Annotated in this window: 15 protein-coding genes; 12 read left to right on the forward strand and 3 right to left on the reverse strand. The window is 42.7% G+C overall.

What is annotated here, in order from left to right; all coding sequences use genetic code 11:
* Window positions 1-4: 4 nt before the first annotated feature.
* Complete coding sequence (locus NYF15_RS20715; RefSeq protein ID WP_371354543.1) at window positions 5-2416, reverse strand: TonB-dependent receptor; 2412 nt, start codon at window positions 2414-2416, stop codon at window positions 5-7.
* Window positions 2417-2551: 135 nt separating this feature from the next.
* Between NYF15_RS20715 and NYF15_RS20720 the strand changes: the two genes are divergently transcribed.
* The 3 genes from NYF15_RS20720 to NYF15_RS20730 are packed head-to-tail and all read left to right on the forward strand — an operon-like array spanning window position 2552 to window position 3978.
* The gene (locus tag NYF15_RS20720; protein ID WP_371354544.1) at window positions 2552-3058 is read left to right on the forward strand and encodes a DUF2796 domain-containing protein; all 507 of its coding nucleotides are present in this window, start codon (window positions 2552-2554) and stop codon (window positions 3056-3058) included.
* Window positions 3055-3522 (forward strand): Fur family transcriptional regulator, encoded by a 468-nt coding sequence (locus NYF15_RS20725; RefSeq protein WP_371354545.1) that lies wholly within the window; start codon window positions 3055-3057, stop codon window positions 3520-3522. The genes NYF15_RS20720 and NYF15_RS20725 overlap by 4 nt, the downstream gene beginning before the upstream one ends.
* A 45-nt stretch (window positions 3523-3567) precedes the next feature.
* Window positions 3568-3978, forward strand: coding sequence for a MerC domain-containing protein (locus NYF15_RS20730; protein ID WP_130150886.1), 411 nt, complete (start codon window positions 3568-3570; stop codon window positions 3976-3978).
* Between the two features lie 48 nt (window positions 3979-4026).
* Here NYF15_RS20730 and NYF15_RS20735 read toward each other — a convergent pair whose 3' ends face one another.
* Entirely contained in the window at window positions 4027-4272 is a 246-nt protein-coding gene (locus NYF15_RS20735) for a DUF3297 family protein (RefSeq protein WP_130150987.1), read from the reverse strand.
* A 292-nt stretch (window positions 4273-4564) separates the two neighbouring features.
* Between NYF15_RS20735 and NYF15_RS20740 the strand changes: the two genes are divergently transcribed.
* From NYF15_RS20740 to tkt, 4 genes are all read left to right on the forward strand, one after another.
* Window positions 4565-6646: a TonB-dependent siderophore receptor gene (locus NYF15_RS20740; protein WP_371354546.1), complete on the forward strand. Its 2082-nt coding sequence runs from the start codon at window positions 4565-4567 to the stop codon at window positions 6644-6646.
* A complete protein-coding gene (locus NYF15_RS20745) occupies window positions 6636-7781 on the forward strand; it encodes a DUF1624 domain-containing protein (RefSeq protein WP_371354547.1) in 1146 nt (381 codons plus the stop codon). The genes NYF15_RS20740 and NYF15_RS20745 overlap by 11 nt, the downstream gene beginning before the upstream one ends.
* A 195-nt stretch (window positions 7782-7976) precedes the next feature.
* Complete coding sequence (locus NYF15_RS20750) at window positions 7977-8339, forward strand: hypothetical protein (protein ID WP_130150889.1); 363 nt, start codon at window positions 7977-7979, stop codon at window positions 8337-8339.
* Window positions 8340-8485: 146 nt separating this feature from the next.
* Complete coding sequence (gene tkt / locus NYF15_RS20755; RefSeq protein ID WP_371354548.1) at window positions 8486-10486, forward strand: transketolase; 2001 nt, start codon at window positions 8486-8488, stop codon at window positions 10484-10486.
* 121 nt (window positions 10487-10607) lie between these two features.
* Here the strand turns inward: tkt and tal are convergent, their stop codons facing one another.
* Window positions 10608-11561 (reverse strand): transaldolase, encoded by a 954-nt coding sequence (gene tal, locus NYF15_RS20760; RefSeq protein WP_371354549.1) that lies wholly within the window; start codon window positions 11559-11561, stop codon window positions 10608-10610.
* Window positions 11562-11792: 231 nt separating this feature from the next.
* Here tal and NYF15_RS20765 point away from each other — a divergent pair, with 231 nt between their 5' ends.
* From NYF15_RS20765 to NYF15_RS20785, 5 genes are all read left to right on the forward strand, one after another.
* A complete protein-coding gene (locus NYF15_RS20765) occupies window positions 11793-13445 on the forward strand; it encodes a ribulokinase (RefSeq protein ID WP_371354550.1) in 1653 nt (550 codons plus the stop codon).
* Window positions 13442-14137: an L-ribulose-5-phosphate 4-epimerase gene (locus NYF15_RS20770; RefSeq protein WP_130150893.1), complete on the forward strand. Its 696-nt coding sequence runs from the start codon at window positions 13442-13444 to the stop codon at window positions 14135-14137. Before NYF15_RS20765 ends, NYF15_RS20770 begins: the two co-directional genes overlap by 4 nt.
* 23 nt (window positions 14138-14160) lie before the next feature.
* On the forward strand, window positions 14161-15660 hold the full coding sequence (gene araA, locus NYF15_RS20775) for an L-arabinose isomerase (protein ID WP_371354551.1): 1500 nt from the start codon (window positions 14161-14163) through the stop codon (window positions 15658-15660).
* Window positions 15661-15796: 136 nt separating this feature from the next.
* Window positions 15797-16381 carry an HAD family hydrolase gene (locus NYF15_RS20780; protein ID WP_371354552.1) on the forward strand — a complete coding sequence of 195 codons (585 nt, stop codon included), beginning with the start codon at window positions 15797-15799 and terminating at the stop codon, window positions 16379-16381.
* 71 nt (window positions 16382-16452) lie between these two features.
* On the forward strand, window positions 16453-17664 hold the full coding sequence (locus tag NYF15_RS20785) for an aldose epimerase family protein (protein ID WP_237120214.1): 1212 nt from the start codon (window positions 16453-16455) through the stop codon (window positions 17662-17664).
* Window positions 17665-17667: the final 3 nt, after the last annotated feature.

Raw genomic sequence — 17667 nt, forward strand, 5'->3', positions numbered from 1 at the left:
TTGTTTAGAAATAGCCGCGAATACCCACTGCAAAACTGCGCCCCGGACGTGGCGCGATATTCTTTAAGAACGAGCTGTGTACGCGTGCTTCTGTGTCCGTTAAGTTTGTGCCTTTTAAATAAAGCGATAGGTCTTGGTTCAATACCGATAAGTCATATGAAATGCTGGCATCAACGAGGGTATAGCCATCTGTTTTGGTTTCTTCTTGCGCTATGCGGTCTTGTTCTTGATAGCGTGTTACGTGAATATTTGCTGTTAGGTTTTCGGTTTGATAGCTAAACTCGGTACCAAAACGCAGTGGAGGAGTGCGCGGTAAATCTCCGCCGTCTTTTAGACGCGCGCGTACATAATCTGAGAATAAATCGACTTTAAATTCGTCGGTTAGCTGCCAAGCAACTTGCGCTTCAAAACCATGTAAAACCACGTCGTCTGTTTTAAATAAATAAACAGGTAGTTCAGATGAATGATCATGCTCATCTTCGTGGTTGTGTTCGTCACCATGGTCGTGATCATGACCACTTTCAGCGTATAGGCCTGTGTTGATCTGGTAATAATAGTTATCTACTTGGTTATAGAAAGCATTGAAGATAAAGCCAATATCGCCCTCGGTTTTACGAAATGTAAGCTCGATATTATTTGCCGTTTCTAAATCGATAGCTTTGTTTGAAAGTTCAAAATGACCATCATGAGTATCGAATAACGCGCCAACTTCATAGGTTCCGGTCCCTATGTGTGGACCGAAAGATAAAAGCTCAGAAGCAGAGGGAGCACGCTCAGAACGCGATACCGATAAACCAAGGTTATAACCCGGAGTAAAATCCCATACCACACCTGTTGATAAGCTGACCGGTGTAAACTCTTGGGCTACATCAAATACACGTGTGTAGTTTGATTCTTCGTGTTCATGATCATGGTCGTGCTCATCGCCGCCTTCATCATGGGTATGGGCGTCGATTTCTGGTAAAAGCACATTGTTAGCATCAATTGTTACTCGCTCAACACGACCACCTAATTGCACTAAAAAATCACCAAAATGCTTTTCTTCCATCATTGCAAAAGCAATACTTTCAGTAATAGAAGGAGGAGTGAAGGCTTCAGAGCCCTGTGCTTCTACATCACTTTTTTTATAATGAAAGCTGATGCCACCATTCCACTCATCAAATTGACTATGCAGAATGTCAACGCGCAACTCATTGGTTTCGTTTTTGAAGGTTGTACCTACTGCACCGTGTTCGATTTCAGCATGTTCGTAGTCTGTGTGGCCTGCACGTAAGTTAATTTTGCTTAGCCATTCACTGTCGATATTGTATTCGCCAAGTAATTGCACTTTGGTTTGGTCAAGATCAGCAAATACGGCTTCTTCTTCGCTGTGTTCCTCTTCGTGGTCATGCTCTTCTTCACCATGAGTATGGCCAGGAATACCGTATTGGCGGTTAAATTGTTCAACCGCAACGCCAATGTAGCCTTGTTCGAATAAGTAGCTGGTACCAAGTGTGAAGCCGTCAGAGTCTTCGTTACTGTTGGCTACGATATCATCATCATTGTGCTCAATATCTTCAATATTTGCAGCGACAGGTACACGGTAGTCATCAGACTCTCGCCAAAAAGCATCAGCATAAAAGGCAAATGAGTCAGTACCAGTAGTGGCATTAAATGAAGCTGTTTTTTGTTCATCAACTGAGTTGTGTTCTAAATTCCATTCACCACGGGTTGTGCTGTCTGTTGGTACGCGGCTATCAACCACGTTGACCACACCACCAATGGCTCCGCTACCATAAAAAAGAGTGGCGGGACCACGTAATACTTCAATTTGTTTTGCGGTTGACGCTTCAGAGGCCACTGAGTGATCAGGACCGACGCGTGATACATCACTTACATCTAAGCCATTTTGTGTGATCAACACACGTGGGCCGCTTAAACCACGGATCACAGGAGTACTGGCAACCTTGGCATGAAAGTTTGTGTTAACGCCTGGTAGCTTTTCAAGGCTATCACCTAGTGTTGATGCTTGTTGGCGTCTTAATTGTTCGCCAGATAACACACTAACAGGAGAAGCTGACTCCATTGCAGACATATGAATCGGCGTTGCTTCAACATCAATCACTTCAATTGGCGAGCGTTTTAAATTAAACGTTGCGCTGTGGTCTTGGTCATTGGCAAGCGTAATATCACGATGTAAGTGAGCATAACCTGGCGCTGAAATATGCAGCTCTTTTAAGCCGTTATTTAAGCCGCTGATTTCAAACTCGCCTTTATCGTTAGTTGTTACTTTTTGATCAGACCCTTCAAGGTCAACAGTGGCATTAGCAATCGCTTTACCTTGGTTATTTAACACAACGCCTTTGATTGATTGCGCCAAGACACTGGCAGGTAATAACGTCGCTATGACGACAGCTATTTTTGAGATGTTATTCATTAGTTACCACTCTTTAGTACGTTATAATGTATCAATTGTGCTTTAAATGTTATAATGTATCAAGTGTGAATCGATGAATGAGTTTCATTCTTTTTTGTAACAGAATGTTGATAGCGGGGTAATGAAGTGGGTGGGGTGATCAAAGCAGCAAAATTAGCAGTGATAGGCTTTATAGTTGGATGCGTTTTTTCAGCTCAAGGGCATCAACACCATCACCATTCACATGGTGAGGGAGTGCTTTTTGTGGTTCATGATCAAGATAAATGGCAGGTTAAGTTTATTTTGCCAGCTGGAGATATTTTTGGTTTTGAACATCAGCCCGAAACAGCCCAGCAAAAGCAGGTCATTAAAAAAACATTAGCCAAATTAGAAAATTCAAAGCAGTTAGTGACATTTAACACCCAGTGCGAGCTTATTGATTCAAACGTTGAAAACCCATTTGAGCATCACACTCATCATTCACATCAAGACTTAGAAGTTGAATACTCGTTTAGCTGTGATGAGCCCATTTCTACAGTCACAGTCACTTTATTTGAGTGGGCTAAAACAATATCTGCTATCGAAGCGCAGTGGATCACAGAGCAAGCACAAGGAATCGAAGAGCTGACGGCAGCTAAACCTTATATTGAGTGGCCGCTATGAATAAGCAGCGATTAACCAGCACACTTAATAAAGCAAAGCAGGTTTGCCTTGAACATGGCAGAAAATTCACGATTCAACGCAAACAGATACTGCAAATATTGTTAACCACAGACGTGCCGCTATCAGCCTATGAACTGGTCAGTTGCTACAAGCTGCGTACAAGCTCGAGTGTCTCTGTTATGTCTGTTTATCGCATCTTGAGCTTTTTAGAGTCGGTAAACCTTGTTCGCAGGCTTAATAGTGCTAACAAATACATCGCTTACGATGCTGGCAGTGAGAGTTTCAACGATGATCTTTCTCTGTTTTTAATTTGCCGTCATTGCCAAAAGGTTGAAACACTTACTGTTTCACAGAGCGATGTTGCAACGCTATTCCCTCATTTTGCTGAGGTGGGTTTTACCTCACAAACAACGCAATTTGAAATGATGGGAGTATGCAATGAGTGCCAAGCAAAAATTGCTTGATGCACTTTTTATCATTCATGTGTTCTATTTTGTAGGGATTATTCAATGAAATTACAATTAATGATGGATAAGTTTGCTATCGGGTTATCAGCTATGTGTGCTATTCACTGCTTAGCTGTGCCTGTGTTACTCGTGTTATTACCGAGCACTGCTGTGCTTGGTTTAGGTAACGAGCAGTTTCACTTTTGGATGCTTGTCGCGGTACTTCCTAGTAGCTTACTTGCATTAGTTCTGGGTTGCAAAAAGCATAAAAAGTATCGGTTTTTTATGTTTGGTGTGGTTGGTCTCTTACTGCTTGTGATAGCCGTTTATTTTGGTGCAGGAAGACTAGGAGAAGTTGGTGAAACGGCTTTAACAATATTAGGATCAAGTTTTATTATTTTAGGTCACTGGCTTAACTTTCGCTCATGCAAAACAATAGACGGTAAACATCAATCATGCCAGCAGACTGTTTGAGTAAGAGGTGATACCGGCCACATATCTTTTGACCGGTATTGGTTTCGCTTATTTGTAGAAAACTTCTACAGTACCTTTTACTTTTAATAGTAAAGGTTGGCCGCGGCGATCAAGCGCTTTTGGAGAAGCGATTTTGATCCAGCCTTCGCTGATATTATATTCTTCAACGTCAAAACGCTCTTTGCCGTTAAGTTTTACACCAATTTCATGCTCGAATACTTCTTCTACGTAGAACTTGCTACGAGGGTTAATCGATAATTGATTTGGTAATTCTGGTTTATTTGTATCTGTCATGATTGCAATACTGTATTGAATAAATTGTGCGCCATTGTAGGCAATCCCAAGCATGGGCTCAAGTAAGAACAGTGCAAATTTGTTTTGTGCCGAGGTTTGAACCTACGATAGTGCTGTTATTAAGTGCACTTTAATTCGCAGCACTCTTTCAATAATCAATACTTTTGCGGTAGCTACACTAAAATAAGTAGTTAGAAAATAGAAATTAGTGATTTGTTATACTATATCAAATATGCTTATTGTGTTATTTTATAACAAATCATTTTAATTAATATTTTTAGCTAATCAACTTATGAAGTATTCAACTCTATTTCTTGCCTTAGCAGCGACGTCTGCTGCAACTACACACGCTTCTAACAGCGATATCGAAACAATCACCATTGAGCACAAGCAAGCCTTTCGTGGTGATATACCAACAAAAGATTTACCGCAGTCGATCACCACATTAAGTAAAGACATGATGATTGATAATGGTATTACCAAGTTTCGTGATGCGCTGGACTTTTCTGCCAGCATTAGCCGAAAAAATAATGGTGGGGCGCTGTGGGACAGCTACTCAATTCGTGGTTTGTCGGGTAATGAGAATATGCCATCAGGCTACTTAATCAATGGCTTTAGTGGTGGTAAAGGATTTGCAGGCCCTCGTGATGTTTCAAACATTGAATATATTGAAGTATTAAAAGGGCCTGGCTCTGCGTTGTATGGTCGCTCAGAGCCGGGTGGTACCGTAAACATTATTACTAAAAAGCCACAGTTTTATCAGCAAGGGCAACTTCAAGCCGAGTTGGGTAGCGATGACCACAAACGTATTCAAGGCGATTACACCAATGGCCTGACTGATGATTTAGCGTTTCGCATAAATGGTGCTTGGCAAGACAGCGATAGCTTCAGAGATCATGTGCATCACGATAAATTTGTGATCACCCCATCACTTTATTATCAAGTTAATGACAAATCATCGCTGACGTATGAATTTGAATATGTTGACCAACAGCAAATGTATGACCGTGGCATTGTGGTGTTAAATGATGACTTTGATACCGTGCCAGAGTCGCGTTTCTTAGGTAACCCAAATGATGCACCAACCAAGGTACATTCTCGCGGTCATCAAATTAACTATAACTACGATTTTAATCGTCAGTGGTCATTGCTGGCAGGGGCTAACTATCGTGCTGCAACGCTAACAGGGCAGTCTTCAGATGCTGAGTTATCACCTTCTCGTCAGTCATTGTTTGATGATGGCAGAACCTTAACTCGCCAACACCGATACCGTGATTATGAGTCTGAAGATATCTCGGTGCGTTTCGAATTAAGTGGTCATTTTGATATCGCGGGTATTACTAATCACGTACTCATAGGTGCTGATGCGTATGATTATGAGCTACGTACGGGGTTATACCGTTACCGTGGTGGTTATGGCACTTATACAATTGATATCCATGAGCCTGATTACAGCACTGGTGAAGGTCCAGAGGTGGCTATGCAATACGAAAATAACGAAGAGCAAAAAGCTTTCGGTATCTATTTGCAAGATCAGCTCGACCTAACCGATAACTTAAAAGTCATGCTAGGTCTACGCTTTGATGAAATTGAGCAAGACATTTTCGAAACTAAGTCGGCTATAGCTTCAAATAGTAAAGAGAACCGCATTAGCCCTCGTTTTGGGGTTGTATATACAATTAATAACGACATTAACGTTTACACAAGCTACTCAGAAGGGTTCTTACCACTAAGTGGTACCGATGCTGAGGGTAAGCCATTCGGTTTTGAAGAAAGCGACTCGTTTGAGGTGGGAGTTAAATTTAGCTATGCCAATATCAGCGGTACCCTTGCTTACTTTGATGCGAGTAAGAGCAATATGCTGGTGGCGGACCCTGTAAATGTCGGTTATTCAACGCCTGTAGGTAAAGCAAATAGTACAGGTTTTGAGTTAGACCTAACAGGCTCATTGGGCGATAACACTGAGTACAACCTATCTTATGCTTATGTTGACGCTGAGACAGCAACAGACAGTTTAAATGTTGATTGGTTAGTGCCAATTCCTAAAGGCAGCCCTCTTGTGAACGTACCAAAGAATAATCTTTCGATTGGTTTAAATCATGACCTAAGTGTATTTGCACAAGATATAAAGATTGGTGGTCATTATCAATATGTGTCTGGCCGTTTAGGTGACCCTGCTGATTTAAGCTTCCGTTTGCCGAGTTATCAAACGGTAGGCTTGTTTGCCAAATGGCGAGCAACAGAACGCACAACGGTATCACTGAATGTTGATAATGTGTTTGATGAAAAGTACATTGCAAGCTCATACAATGCCTTATGGGCCTACCCAGGTGCGCCTACGCAATTTAAACTGGGTGTGAGCTATGACTTCTGAGCAAGTTAAAAGCCGTATTCACAGTATCGACATCATGCGTGGTGTCGTTATTCTATTGATGTTACTTGATCATGTGCGAGAGCGGTTTTTCTTGCACATGCAGGTAGCCGATCCTATGGTAGTTGATACCACGTCACCAGGACTTTTTTGGAGTCGTTTTGCCGCACATTTTTGTGCGCCAACTTTTATCTTTTTAACCGGTTTATCGGCGTGGCTTTATAGTCACCCAGCAAGTGGTGTAGCGCGCTCAGCGCAAAGCTTCTTGGTTAAGCGAGGGCTGTTTTTAATCGCCTTAGAAGTGACCCTCATTTGTTTTTCGTGGATGGGTTACTACCACACTATTTGGTTGCAAGTGATGTGGGCGATTGGTCTATGCATGCTGGTCTTAGCGTTATTGATAAAACTGCCGCGTAATGTGTTATTAGTACTTGGTTTAGCTATTGTGTTTGGTCATAACTTACTTACCCCAATCAGTTTTACGCCTGATGAGTTTGGTTATTCGCTGTGGACGATTTTGCATGATCGAGGCTATCTATCACAAGGTGGCTTAATCGATATAAAAATTAGCTACCCAGTGCTGCCTTGGATTGGTGTGATTTTACTGGGTTATTGCGCAGGGCCACTATATGCACATACGCAAAAAGCGCAGTCTCGTAAACGAGCACTGCTGCTGTTAGCAGTATTATGTGTAGGCTTATTTGCTGTGCTGCGTGGCTTTAATATCTATGGTGAAACCCTACCTTGGCAAACCTTTAGCACCGCAACACAAACCATGATGTCGGTATTCAATGTCACTAAATATCCGCCGTCACTGAGCTTTTTGCTTATCACTTTAGCAGGTATGTTTGTTGGTTTATGGGTATTTGAAAGACCACTTAATCGCATCACCAATGCACTCCGTGTGTATGGCTCTGTACCTATGTTCTTTTATATTTTACACCTCTATGTATTGCTAGTGATGTATCAAATAGGTATTCAGGTGTGGGGGGCAAACCAAGGGCAATATTTAGGTGTTAATGATATATCAGGTATTTGGCTTATCACTATCGTATTAGCCGTTGGGCTTTATTGGCCAACTAAGAAGTTTAGTGAATATAAGCGTAAGGCTAACAAACCTTGGCTTAAATATTTATAAACTCATCAATGCCGACATGCCTATGCATGTTGGCATTTCTTAGGAACTGTTGATTGAAATTGTTTAAAGTTAAAATTACAAAAGTTATCAAAAGGTAAAATATTAGTTAAATTAATATTAAATTCGTATTTTTAATACTTCTTCACTACTGTATGTTATTTGTACCACTTTTGGTAGAAAAATAAGGATAGTAAAATGAAAAAAGTATTAACATCAATAGGATTACTCGCCGCTAGTGTTTTTTCGGTTCATGCAAGCGCAGATACAATGGAATGTTATGTCGATACGCAAGCATATGATCAATATACGCCAAATCGTTGTTTTGCAATGGTATTTGGTCAAACATATGCAACAGCAGTGTTTCGTGTAGTAGGAGATGGTTCAACGATTGATAGTGTTATTTGGTCTAATGATGCATCATCGTGTGGAACATCAGGTACGTCTTGTTCATACCAAATCCGAGCATTTCGACCAAGTAAAGCGGAAGCGACAATTCTGTATGCAGATGGCCGCTGGAGCAAAGTGTCAGCGACAGCTTCTTTTGAAGATGGTCGTTAAAACTTAAAGCTTACGGATCGATTCAATAGGCTGGCTTGTACCAGCCTATTTAGTATTCACTTATACAATAAAGCGTTTATTAAGTTGCCTTATCAGTCACTTTTTGCGATATTATTTATATTATAATATTAACAGGAAGCTAAAAGATGACTCTGCCTAGTTCTCAATCTGCAAATGCTATTCGCATACTTGCTGTCGATGCCGTTCAACAAGCTAACTCTGGCCACCCAGGTGCGCCTATGGGTATGGCTGATATTGCAGCTGTATTGTGGCAAAACTTTCACCGCCATAACCCATTAAATCCTGACTGGTCTAACCGTGACCGCTTTGTGTTATCAAATGGCCATGGTTCAATGCTTCAATATGCATTGTTACACCTAAGCGGTTATGACGTAAGCATCGAAGATATTAAGCAATTCCGTCAGCTTCACTCTAAAACACCGGGTCACCCAGAATATGGTTACACACCGGGTGTTGAAACAACGACAGGCCCATTAGGTTCTGGTATTGCTAACGCAGTTGGTATGGCCATCGCTGAAAAAACCTTAGCCGCGCAATTCAATAAGCCACAATTTGATATTGTTGATCACTTTACTTACTGCTTTATGGGTGATGGTTGCCTAATGGAAGGTATCTCGCACGAAGCATGTTCGCTGGCAGGTACATTAGGTCTTGGTAAGCTAATCGCATTTTGGGATGACAATGGCATCTCTATTGATGGTGAAGTAGAAGGCTGGTTCACCGACGATACGCCTGCACGTTTTGAATCTTACGGTTGGCAAGTTATTCGTGATGTTGATGGTCACGATATGAATGCAATTGCCAGTGCAATCGAAGCGGCACAAAGCAACACGACGCAACCAACACTCATCTGTTGTAAAACAGTGATTGGTTTTGGCTCGCCAAATAAATCAGGTAGCCACGACTGTCACGGTGCACCACTGGGTCACGACGAAATCGCCGCTGTACGTGAGCAGCTAAACTGGCCACACCCAGCATTTGAAGTTCCACAAGAGGTTTATAACGAGTGGAATACCCAAGCAAAAGGCCAAGAGCTTGAAGGTGCATGGCAGCAAAAGTTTGCAGCTTATAGCAAAGCACATCCTGAACTTGCAAAAGAATATACACGTCGTGTTCTTGAAAAAGCATTACCAGCTAACTTCGCTGAATTAGCTGATGAGTACATTGCTAAATGCCAAGCCGACATGCAAAACATTGCGACACGTAAAGCATCACAAAATGCGATCACTTTCTTTGCTAACCAGCTTCCTGAACTAATGGGTGGCTCTGCCGACCTTGCTGGTTCTAACTTAACCTTATGGCCAGAAGCAAAAGGTTTACAAGATGCTGCTGATGGTAACTACGTGTTCTATGGCGTACGTGAGTTTGGTATGAGCGCAATCATGAATGGTATTGCATTACATGGTGGTTTCATTCCATTTGGCGCAACCTTCTTAATGTTTATGGAATACGCACGTAATGCTGTACGTATGGCAGCATTAATGAAAGCACAGAGCATTTTTGTGTATACCCATGACTCAATCGGTCAAGGTGAAGATGGCCCAACTCACCAACCAATCGAGCAAATCGCTAACCTTCGCATGACACCAAACATGACTGCATGGCGTCCGTGTGATGAAACTGAAACAGCAGTAGCTTGGCGCCAAGCGTTATTAAAAGAAACCGGTCCAAGTTCACTGATCTTCAGCCGTCAGGGTACCAAAGCAATGGCACGTCATGCACAGCAAGTTGCTGACATTGCTAAAGGGGGTTATGTACTTGTTGATAGCGAACAAGCTGCAGAGCTTATTCTTATTGCAACGGGTTCTGAGGTAGAACTAGCTGTGAATGCTGCTGCTGAGCTAAAAGCACAAGGCAAGCAAGTTCGCGTGGTATCTATGCCATCAACGAATCAGTTTGATAGCCAAGATAAAGCATATCGTCAAAGCGTGCTACCAGCGGGTACACCTAAGATTGCTGTTGAAGCTGCACACCGTGACTTCTGGTTCAAGTATGTTGGCCAAGATGGTGATGTACTAGGCATGGACACATTTGGTGAGTCAGCGCCAGGCGCAGTATTGCTTGAGCACTTTGGTTTCACAGTGGCAAACCTAGTTGCAAAAGCAAACGCATTACTTGCTGAATAATGTGAATGGTAAAAAATTATCGTAATCGCAACACGATAAGCCTGCCTTTGTGATGATGTGCAGGCAATAAAAAAGCCCGCAAACTTTGGTTTGCGGGCTTTTTGCTGCTTAAACAATCGGTTTAAACTAATTCGCTTAAGATTGACTCTAGTTTTTCTTGGTCAATTGCGAACTGACGAATACCTTGGCTTAGCTTTTCAGTAGCCATGGCATCTTCATTCATTTCCCAGCGGAAAGCTTGCTCAGTCATTGCAACTGGCGCTTCTGCTTTTTCTGTTGCTGGTAATAGTTTTTGAGTTAATGGTGCGTCAGTTGCAGCTAGTTCAGCAAGTAACTTAGGGCTGATAGTTAAACGGTCACAACCTGCTAATTCTTGGATTTCACCGATGTTACGGAAGCTTGCGCCCATTACAATCGTTTCGTAGCCGTGCTTTTTGAAGTAGTTGTAGATATGCGTTACTGACTTAACGCCCGGATCGTTAGCACCGTCGAAATCAGCGCTTACATCTTGTGCTTTGTACCAGTCAAGAATACGACCAACGAATGGTGAAATTAGGTAAGCACCTACTTCGGCACAAGCGCGTGCTTGAGCAAATGCAAATACCAGCGTTAGGTTACAACGGATACCTTGCGCTTCAAGTACCTTGGCTGCTTGAATACCTTCCCATGTTGAAGCAATTTTGATTAACACGCGTGATGTGTCGATACCTTGCTCTTTATATAAAGCAACAAGCTCAAGTGCTTTATCAACAGTTGCTTGAGTATCAAATGATAAACGCGCATCAACTTCTGTTGAAACTAAACCTGGCACTTGCTCCATTAATTTAGAGCCAATTAATACTGCTAGCTTATCAGCTGCTTTTGTTACAACTTCAGCTGTGTCACTGCTTTGTGCTTTTGCCCATGATACGGCTTCGGCAGCAAGTGGGCGATATTTCTCAATTTGAATCGCGTTTAAGATTAGTGAGGGGTTTGTTGTTGCATCTTGCGGTTTATATTCGTTGATTGCTTCAAAATCACCTGTGTCAGCAACAACGGTTGTTACTGCTTTAAGTTGTTCTAATTGACTAGACATAGTTATCCCATTCTTATCATACAAAAGTTAATGTAGTGGCTTTAACCTATTATTTGTGCTGAAAAAACAATCTAATCTACCAGAGAAACTGCGCAATAAATCGCCCGCCAGCAGCAAATAATCCTGTTAATAATATTTTTATAATACCTTTACAATCTGGTATTGTTGATATTATCATACAAATAAAGATAATGACTAACAATGTTAGTAAGCAATTAGTGAAAGGTAATTATGTCTCGTTATACGTTGGGATTAGACTACGGGTCGGACTCGGTAAGAGCATTACTCGTTGATGTTGCGACTGGTGAAGAACTTGCCAGCCATTTAGTAAACTACCCGCGCTGGGCACAAGGTTTATATTGTGACCCAAGTAAGGATCAGTTTCGTCAGCATCCACAAGACTATATTGATAGCCTTGTAGAAGTAGTAAATGGTCTTTGGTCACAAGTTCCAGCAGGTACTGCAGACAAAGTAGTGGGTATGAGCTTTGATACGACAGGCTCAACACCTGTAGCAATTAATAGCCAAGGTACACCACTGGCATTAACTGAAGAATTTGCAGAAAACCCAAATGCAATGTTCATTTTGTGGAAAGACCATACGTCTATTAAAGAAGCAAATGAAATCACTGAAGCTGCAACTAACAATGATGTGAACTACCTTTCACACATGGGCGGTATCTACTCTTCTGAGTGGTACTGGGCCAAAGCATTACATATTTTCCGCGTTGATAGCAGTGTTAAAGCAGCCACTTATTCATGGGTTGAGCACTGCGATTGGATGACCGCGCTAATGTGCGGCACAACACACCCTGAAGCATTAAAGCTAGGTCGTTGTGCAACGGGCCACAAACAAATGTGGAACGAGCAGTGGGGCGGTTTCCCACCAAACAGTTTCTTCAGCAATATCGATCCACTATTAGATGGTGTTGTTGATACGTTAAATGCAACCACAGAGCCAAGCGACCAAGTTGCTGGCAACTTAACTGCAGAGTGGGCCGAGAAGCTAGGTTTACCACAAGGTATCGTGATTGGTTACGGTGCATTTGACTGTCACATGGGCGCAGTAGCAGCCAATGTTCGTCCTGGCGTTCTAACTAAAGTAATGGGTACTTCAACGTGTGACATCACAGTAACGTCTAAAGAACAACTAGGTGATACTTGCGTTAAAGGTATTTGTGGTCAAGTTGATGGCTCAGTAATCCCTGGGTTAATTGGCTTAGAAGCCGGTCAATCTGCATTCGGTGACTTATACGCATGGTTCAAAAACCTAGTACTTTGGCCAACTCGCCAACTTACAAATCTATCTGACGCTGAACAAACGTTAGTTAACAAGCTAGAAGATTCAATCTTAGTTGATCTATCAAAAGCAGCGGCAGCACTGCCTGTAACAAGCAACGATGTAACTGCGCTTGATTGGGTAAATGGTCGTCGTACGCCAGATGCTGACCAAAGCGTTGCCATGGCATTAACAGGCTTAAAGATGGGCACTGATGCACCTAAGTTCTTCAAAGCACTTGTTGAAGCAACTGCCTTTGGCGCACGTGCTATCACTGAACGTTTCCGTAGCGAAGGCGTACCAATCGAGTCAGTGGTTGTTATCGGCGGTATCTCTAAAAAATCAGACTACGTAATGCAAACCTGTGCTGATGTTTGGAATTGCCCAATCGACGTTTTAGAAAGTGAGCAAAGCTGTGCATTGGGTGCGGCAATTATGGCTGCGGTTGCTGCGGGTGAGCACGCAACAGTGGCAGATGCTCAAAAAGTTATGGCGTCGTCTGTATGTCATCAGTATTTACCAAACCCTGAGCGCGTTGCTGTGTATGACGAGCTTTATGCCAACTACCAAGCACTTGCAAGCTATGTAAACGGAGACAAAGCATGAGTTTTACAGAACTAAAACGTGAAGTCTATGAAGCGAACATGGAGCTGCAACGTCGTGGCTTAGTAATTTATACCTTTGGTAACGTATCGCAAATCGACCGCGACAAAGGCGTGATTGCGATTAAACCAAGTGGTGTTTCGTACGACCAAATGAAGGCCGACGACATGGTGATCGTCGACCTTGAAAACAACATTGTTGAAGGGTCTATGCGTCCGTCTTCTGACACTAAAACGCATGTTCATTTATATCGCCACTTCGATGCAATTGGCGGTGTAACACACACGCATTCGACCTATGCAACTGCATGGGCGCAAGCAAAACAAAGCATTCCTTGCCTTGGCACAACTCACGCTGACTATGTACACGGTGACATCACCTGTACTCGTGAACTAACCGATGAGCAAGTGAATGGCGATTATGAATTAGAAACCGGTATTCAAATTACTGATGCGTATCAAGACCGCGATCCGAAAGCTGCACCTATGGTGATTGTTGCGGGTCATGCGCCTTTCACGTGGGGTAAAGATGCCGCTCAGTCTGTATACCATGCCGCACTACTCGAAGAGATTGCACGCATGGCGTATTTAACACGCACTTTAGATCCACACGCAGTTGAACTTAAAAAAGCAGTGATGGATAAACATTATCTACGTAAGCACGGTAAAAACGCGTATTACGGTCAGAGCAAATAGCAAGAATTTAGAGGATTATTAACATGACGACGATGACGAAAGAAGTCTGGTTTGTTACCGGCTCACAACATCTTTATGGTCCTAAGGTGTTAGAAACGGTTGCCAAAGACAGCGAAGCAATTGTAGCGGGCTTAAACAGCGAAGCGAACCTACCAGTAAACTTGGTATGTAAGCCTACCGTTAAGTCACCTGAAGAAATTCACGCTGTTTGCCAAGCGGCAAATACGGATCCTAACTGTGTTGGTTTAGTTTTATGGATGCACACTTTCTCACCTGCGAAAATGTGGATTGCTGGCCTAAGCGAATTACGTAAGCCTTGGTTACACCTTCATACTCAGTTCAATGCAGCCCTTCCTTGGTCTGATATCAACATGAACTACATGAATACGCACCAAAGTGCACACGGTGACCGTGAGTTCGGTTTCATCGGTACTGTAATGCGTAAAGAGCGTAAAGTTGTTGCAGGTCACTGGCAACGTGCTGACGTACAACAGCAGTTAGATGACTGGTGTCGTGCGGCAAAAGGTTGGGCAGAAAGCCAAACACTTAAAGTTGCGCGTTTTGGCGACAACATGCGTCAAGTTGCGGTTACTGAAGGTAACAAAGTTTCAGCGCAAATTACCTTTGGTTATGAAGTACATGCGTTTGGTGTCGCTGAGCTTGTAAAAGTGGTTGATACTATCACTGAAGAAGAAGTTGATGCACAGTTAGAGCTTTATAAGCAAGACTACGTAATTGCTGACGAAACTCTACAAGACGATTACGCAGTGAAAATGCTACGCAACGAAGCACGTTTAGAGCTTGGTATGGAGCGTTTCTTAGAGAAAGGCGGCTTTAAAGCATTCACTAACTGTTTTGAAGACTTATCAGGTCTTTCTGGTCTTCCAGGTCTTGCTACACAGCGCCTAATGTCGAAAGGCTATGGTTACGGTGGTGAGGGTGACTGGAAAACAGCTGCTATGGTTCGCATCATGAAAGTAATGGGTGAAGGCCGTGACGGTGGTTGTTCATTCATGGAAGATTACACTTACAACATGGGTGAGACTGACCAAGTACTTGGCGCGCACATGTTAGAAGTGTGTCCTTCAATTGCAGCACAAAAACCACGCCTTGAAGTTCACCAACACACTATCGGTGTGAAATGTGATGTAGGTCGTTTATTGTTTACTGCAAAACCGGGTGCTGCAATCAACGTATCACCAATTGATATGGGTAACCGTTTCCGTATTCTTATTAACGAAGTAGACACAGTGGCTCCGCCAGCTGATTTACCTCACTTACCAGTTGCTTCAGCGCTTTGGGAACCAAAACCAAATCTATCTGTAGCATCGGCTGCATGGATCCACGCCGGTGGTGCACACCATACTGCATACAGCCAAGCAGTAACAACCGATATGATTATCGATTTTGCTGAAATGGCTGGCGTTGAAACGATGATCATCGATAACGATACGACGATCCGTAGTTTCAAAACAGAGCTTCGTCATAACGCAGCTTACTACATGCTAAAACGTGGCCTGTAAGAATTAGTACTTTATGTACTAGAACGTGCTGTGTGTGAGCACGTTCACCCCAAATTTTGTTGTCGATTAAGCCAGTGATGAGCCTCGCTCTTCGCTGGCTTATGCTATTGTGAAGCGAAACATTTTAGGAGTAGATATGATCGATTTAAGCGCCTACCAAGGCATTATTTTTGATATGGATGGCACCTTAATTGACTCAATGGGCAGTCACTTACAGGCATGGCAAAAAGCTTGCGAAGCCTATGGCTACCCATTCGATTACGACTACATGTACAGCTTAGGTGGCATTCCGACCGTTAAAACAATTGAAATGCTTAACGAAAAATTTGGTTTAGATCATGACCCTCTGGCTGTGGCAAAAGATAAACATCAGTTTTGGGTTGATTTACAGCATCATCCACTGGTGATTGACGAAACCGTCGCAGTACTTGAAAAGTACCATGGTGTATTGCCTATGGGCGTTGGCACGGGGGCTGACCGCGAGCATGCAATTGATCATCTAACTGATACCAATTTAATAAATAAAATTGGTGCGTTAGTCACTGCAAGTGATGTAAGTAAAGGCAAGCCAAACCCAGAAACATTCTTAAAAGTGGCAGAGCAATTAGGTGTTGAGCCAAGCCAATGTGTGGTATTTGAAGACACGCAAATTGGTTATCAAGCTGCCAAAAGTGCGGGGATGGATTGCATCATGGTGAAAAACGGAAAAATCCAACTTTAGCGATTAAAGTTGCAATGACACCCTTATTTGTATTATAAAACTATAAATACAATTACAAAAAGGTTATTCATATGTCATTGCAATGTGTTTTCCAAGGTTTAAAAACAACTCATCAAACAGCCAGTTCGAACACGAAAAAGTCGCGCGGGCTTTATGCATTGTTGGTGACATGCGGGATTGCCCTTACACCAGCTTGTGCTCATCAAGGAGATAACATGACTACTTCCCCTTCAGCATCAATGACGGCCTATGGCGTACTGGCTGATCAAACGCCGGTTAATCAAGTAACGTTGACTAACAGCAATGGTATTAGCGTTGATGTGATCAACTACGGCGGCATTATCACGCGTATTGAAACACCGGATGCCAAAGGCGAAATGGGTAATATTGTACTGGGTTTAGATAATCTAGAAGCGTACACAAAAGCGACAACTTACTACGGTGCAATCATCGGTCGTTTTGGTAACCGTATCGCAAACGGTAAATTCATGTTAAATGGCACTGAATATCAATTAGCGACTAACGATGGTGACAACCACTTACATGGTGGTGTGCAAGGTTTCGATAAGAAAGTATGGAACATGACACCGTTCACGACGCAAAACAGCGCCGGTGTTACCCTAAGTTTAGTGAGCCCTGATGGTGACCAAGGTTACCCAGGTGAAGTAACCACAGAAGTGACTTACACGCTAACGAACAACAACACGCTAGATATGCAGTTTATTGCTACAACAAGCAAGCCTACCATCATCAATATGACGCAACACAGCTACTTCAACCTAGCGGGTAAAGGCGACATTCTTGATCACCAAATGCAAATTAACGCAAAAGCAATTACCCCTGTGGATGGCGGCTTGATCCCAACTGGTGAGTTGATGGATGTGGCTGGCACACCGTTTGACTTCCGTACTGCTAAAGCAATCGGTCAAGATATCAAAGCAAGCAACGAACAACTGAAACTTGGTAAAGGTTATGACCATAACTTTGTGCTTAAAGATACGCCAAGCAATGAACTTATTGAAGCAGCGACGGTTTATGAAGCAAATTCTGGCCGTACGTTAACTGTTTACACAGAAGAGCCTGCAGTACAGTTTTATTCAGGTAACTTCTTAGACGGTAGTACTGTGCAAGCGTCTGGCTTAGTGCATAACATGAGAAGTGGTTTTTGTTTAGAGCCACAGCATTTCCCTGATGCACCAAATCAGCCGACGTTCCCAAGCACAACATTACTACCAGGTGACGTGTATTCAACACGCATCGTGTACGAATTTGGTACAAAATAAAGG

Source organism: Pseudoalteromonas sp. 68 DY56-GL68 (assembly GCF_041414825.1).
Lineage (GTDB): Bacteria > Pseudomonadota > Gammaproteobacteria > Enterobacterales > Alteromonadaceae > Pseudoalteromonas.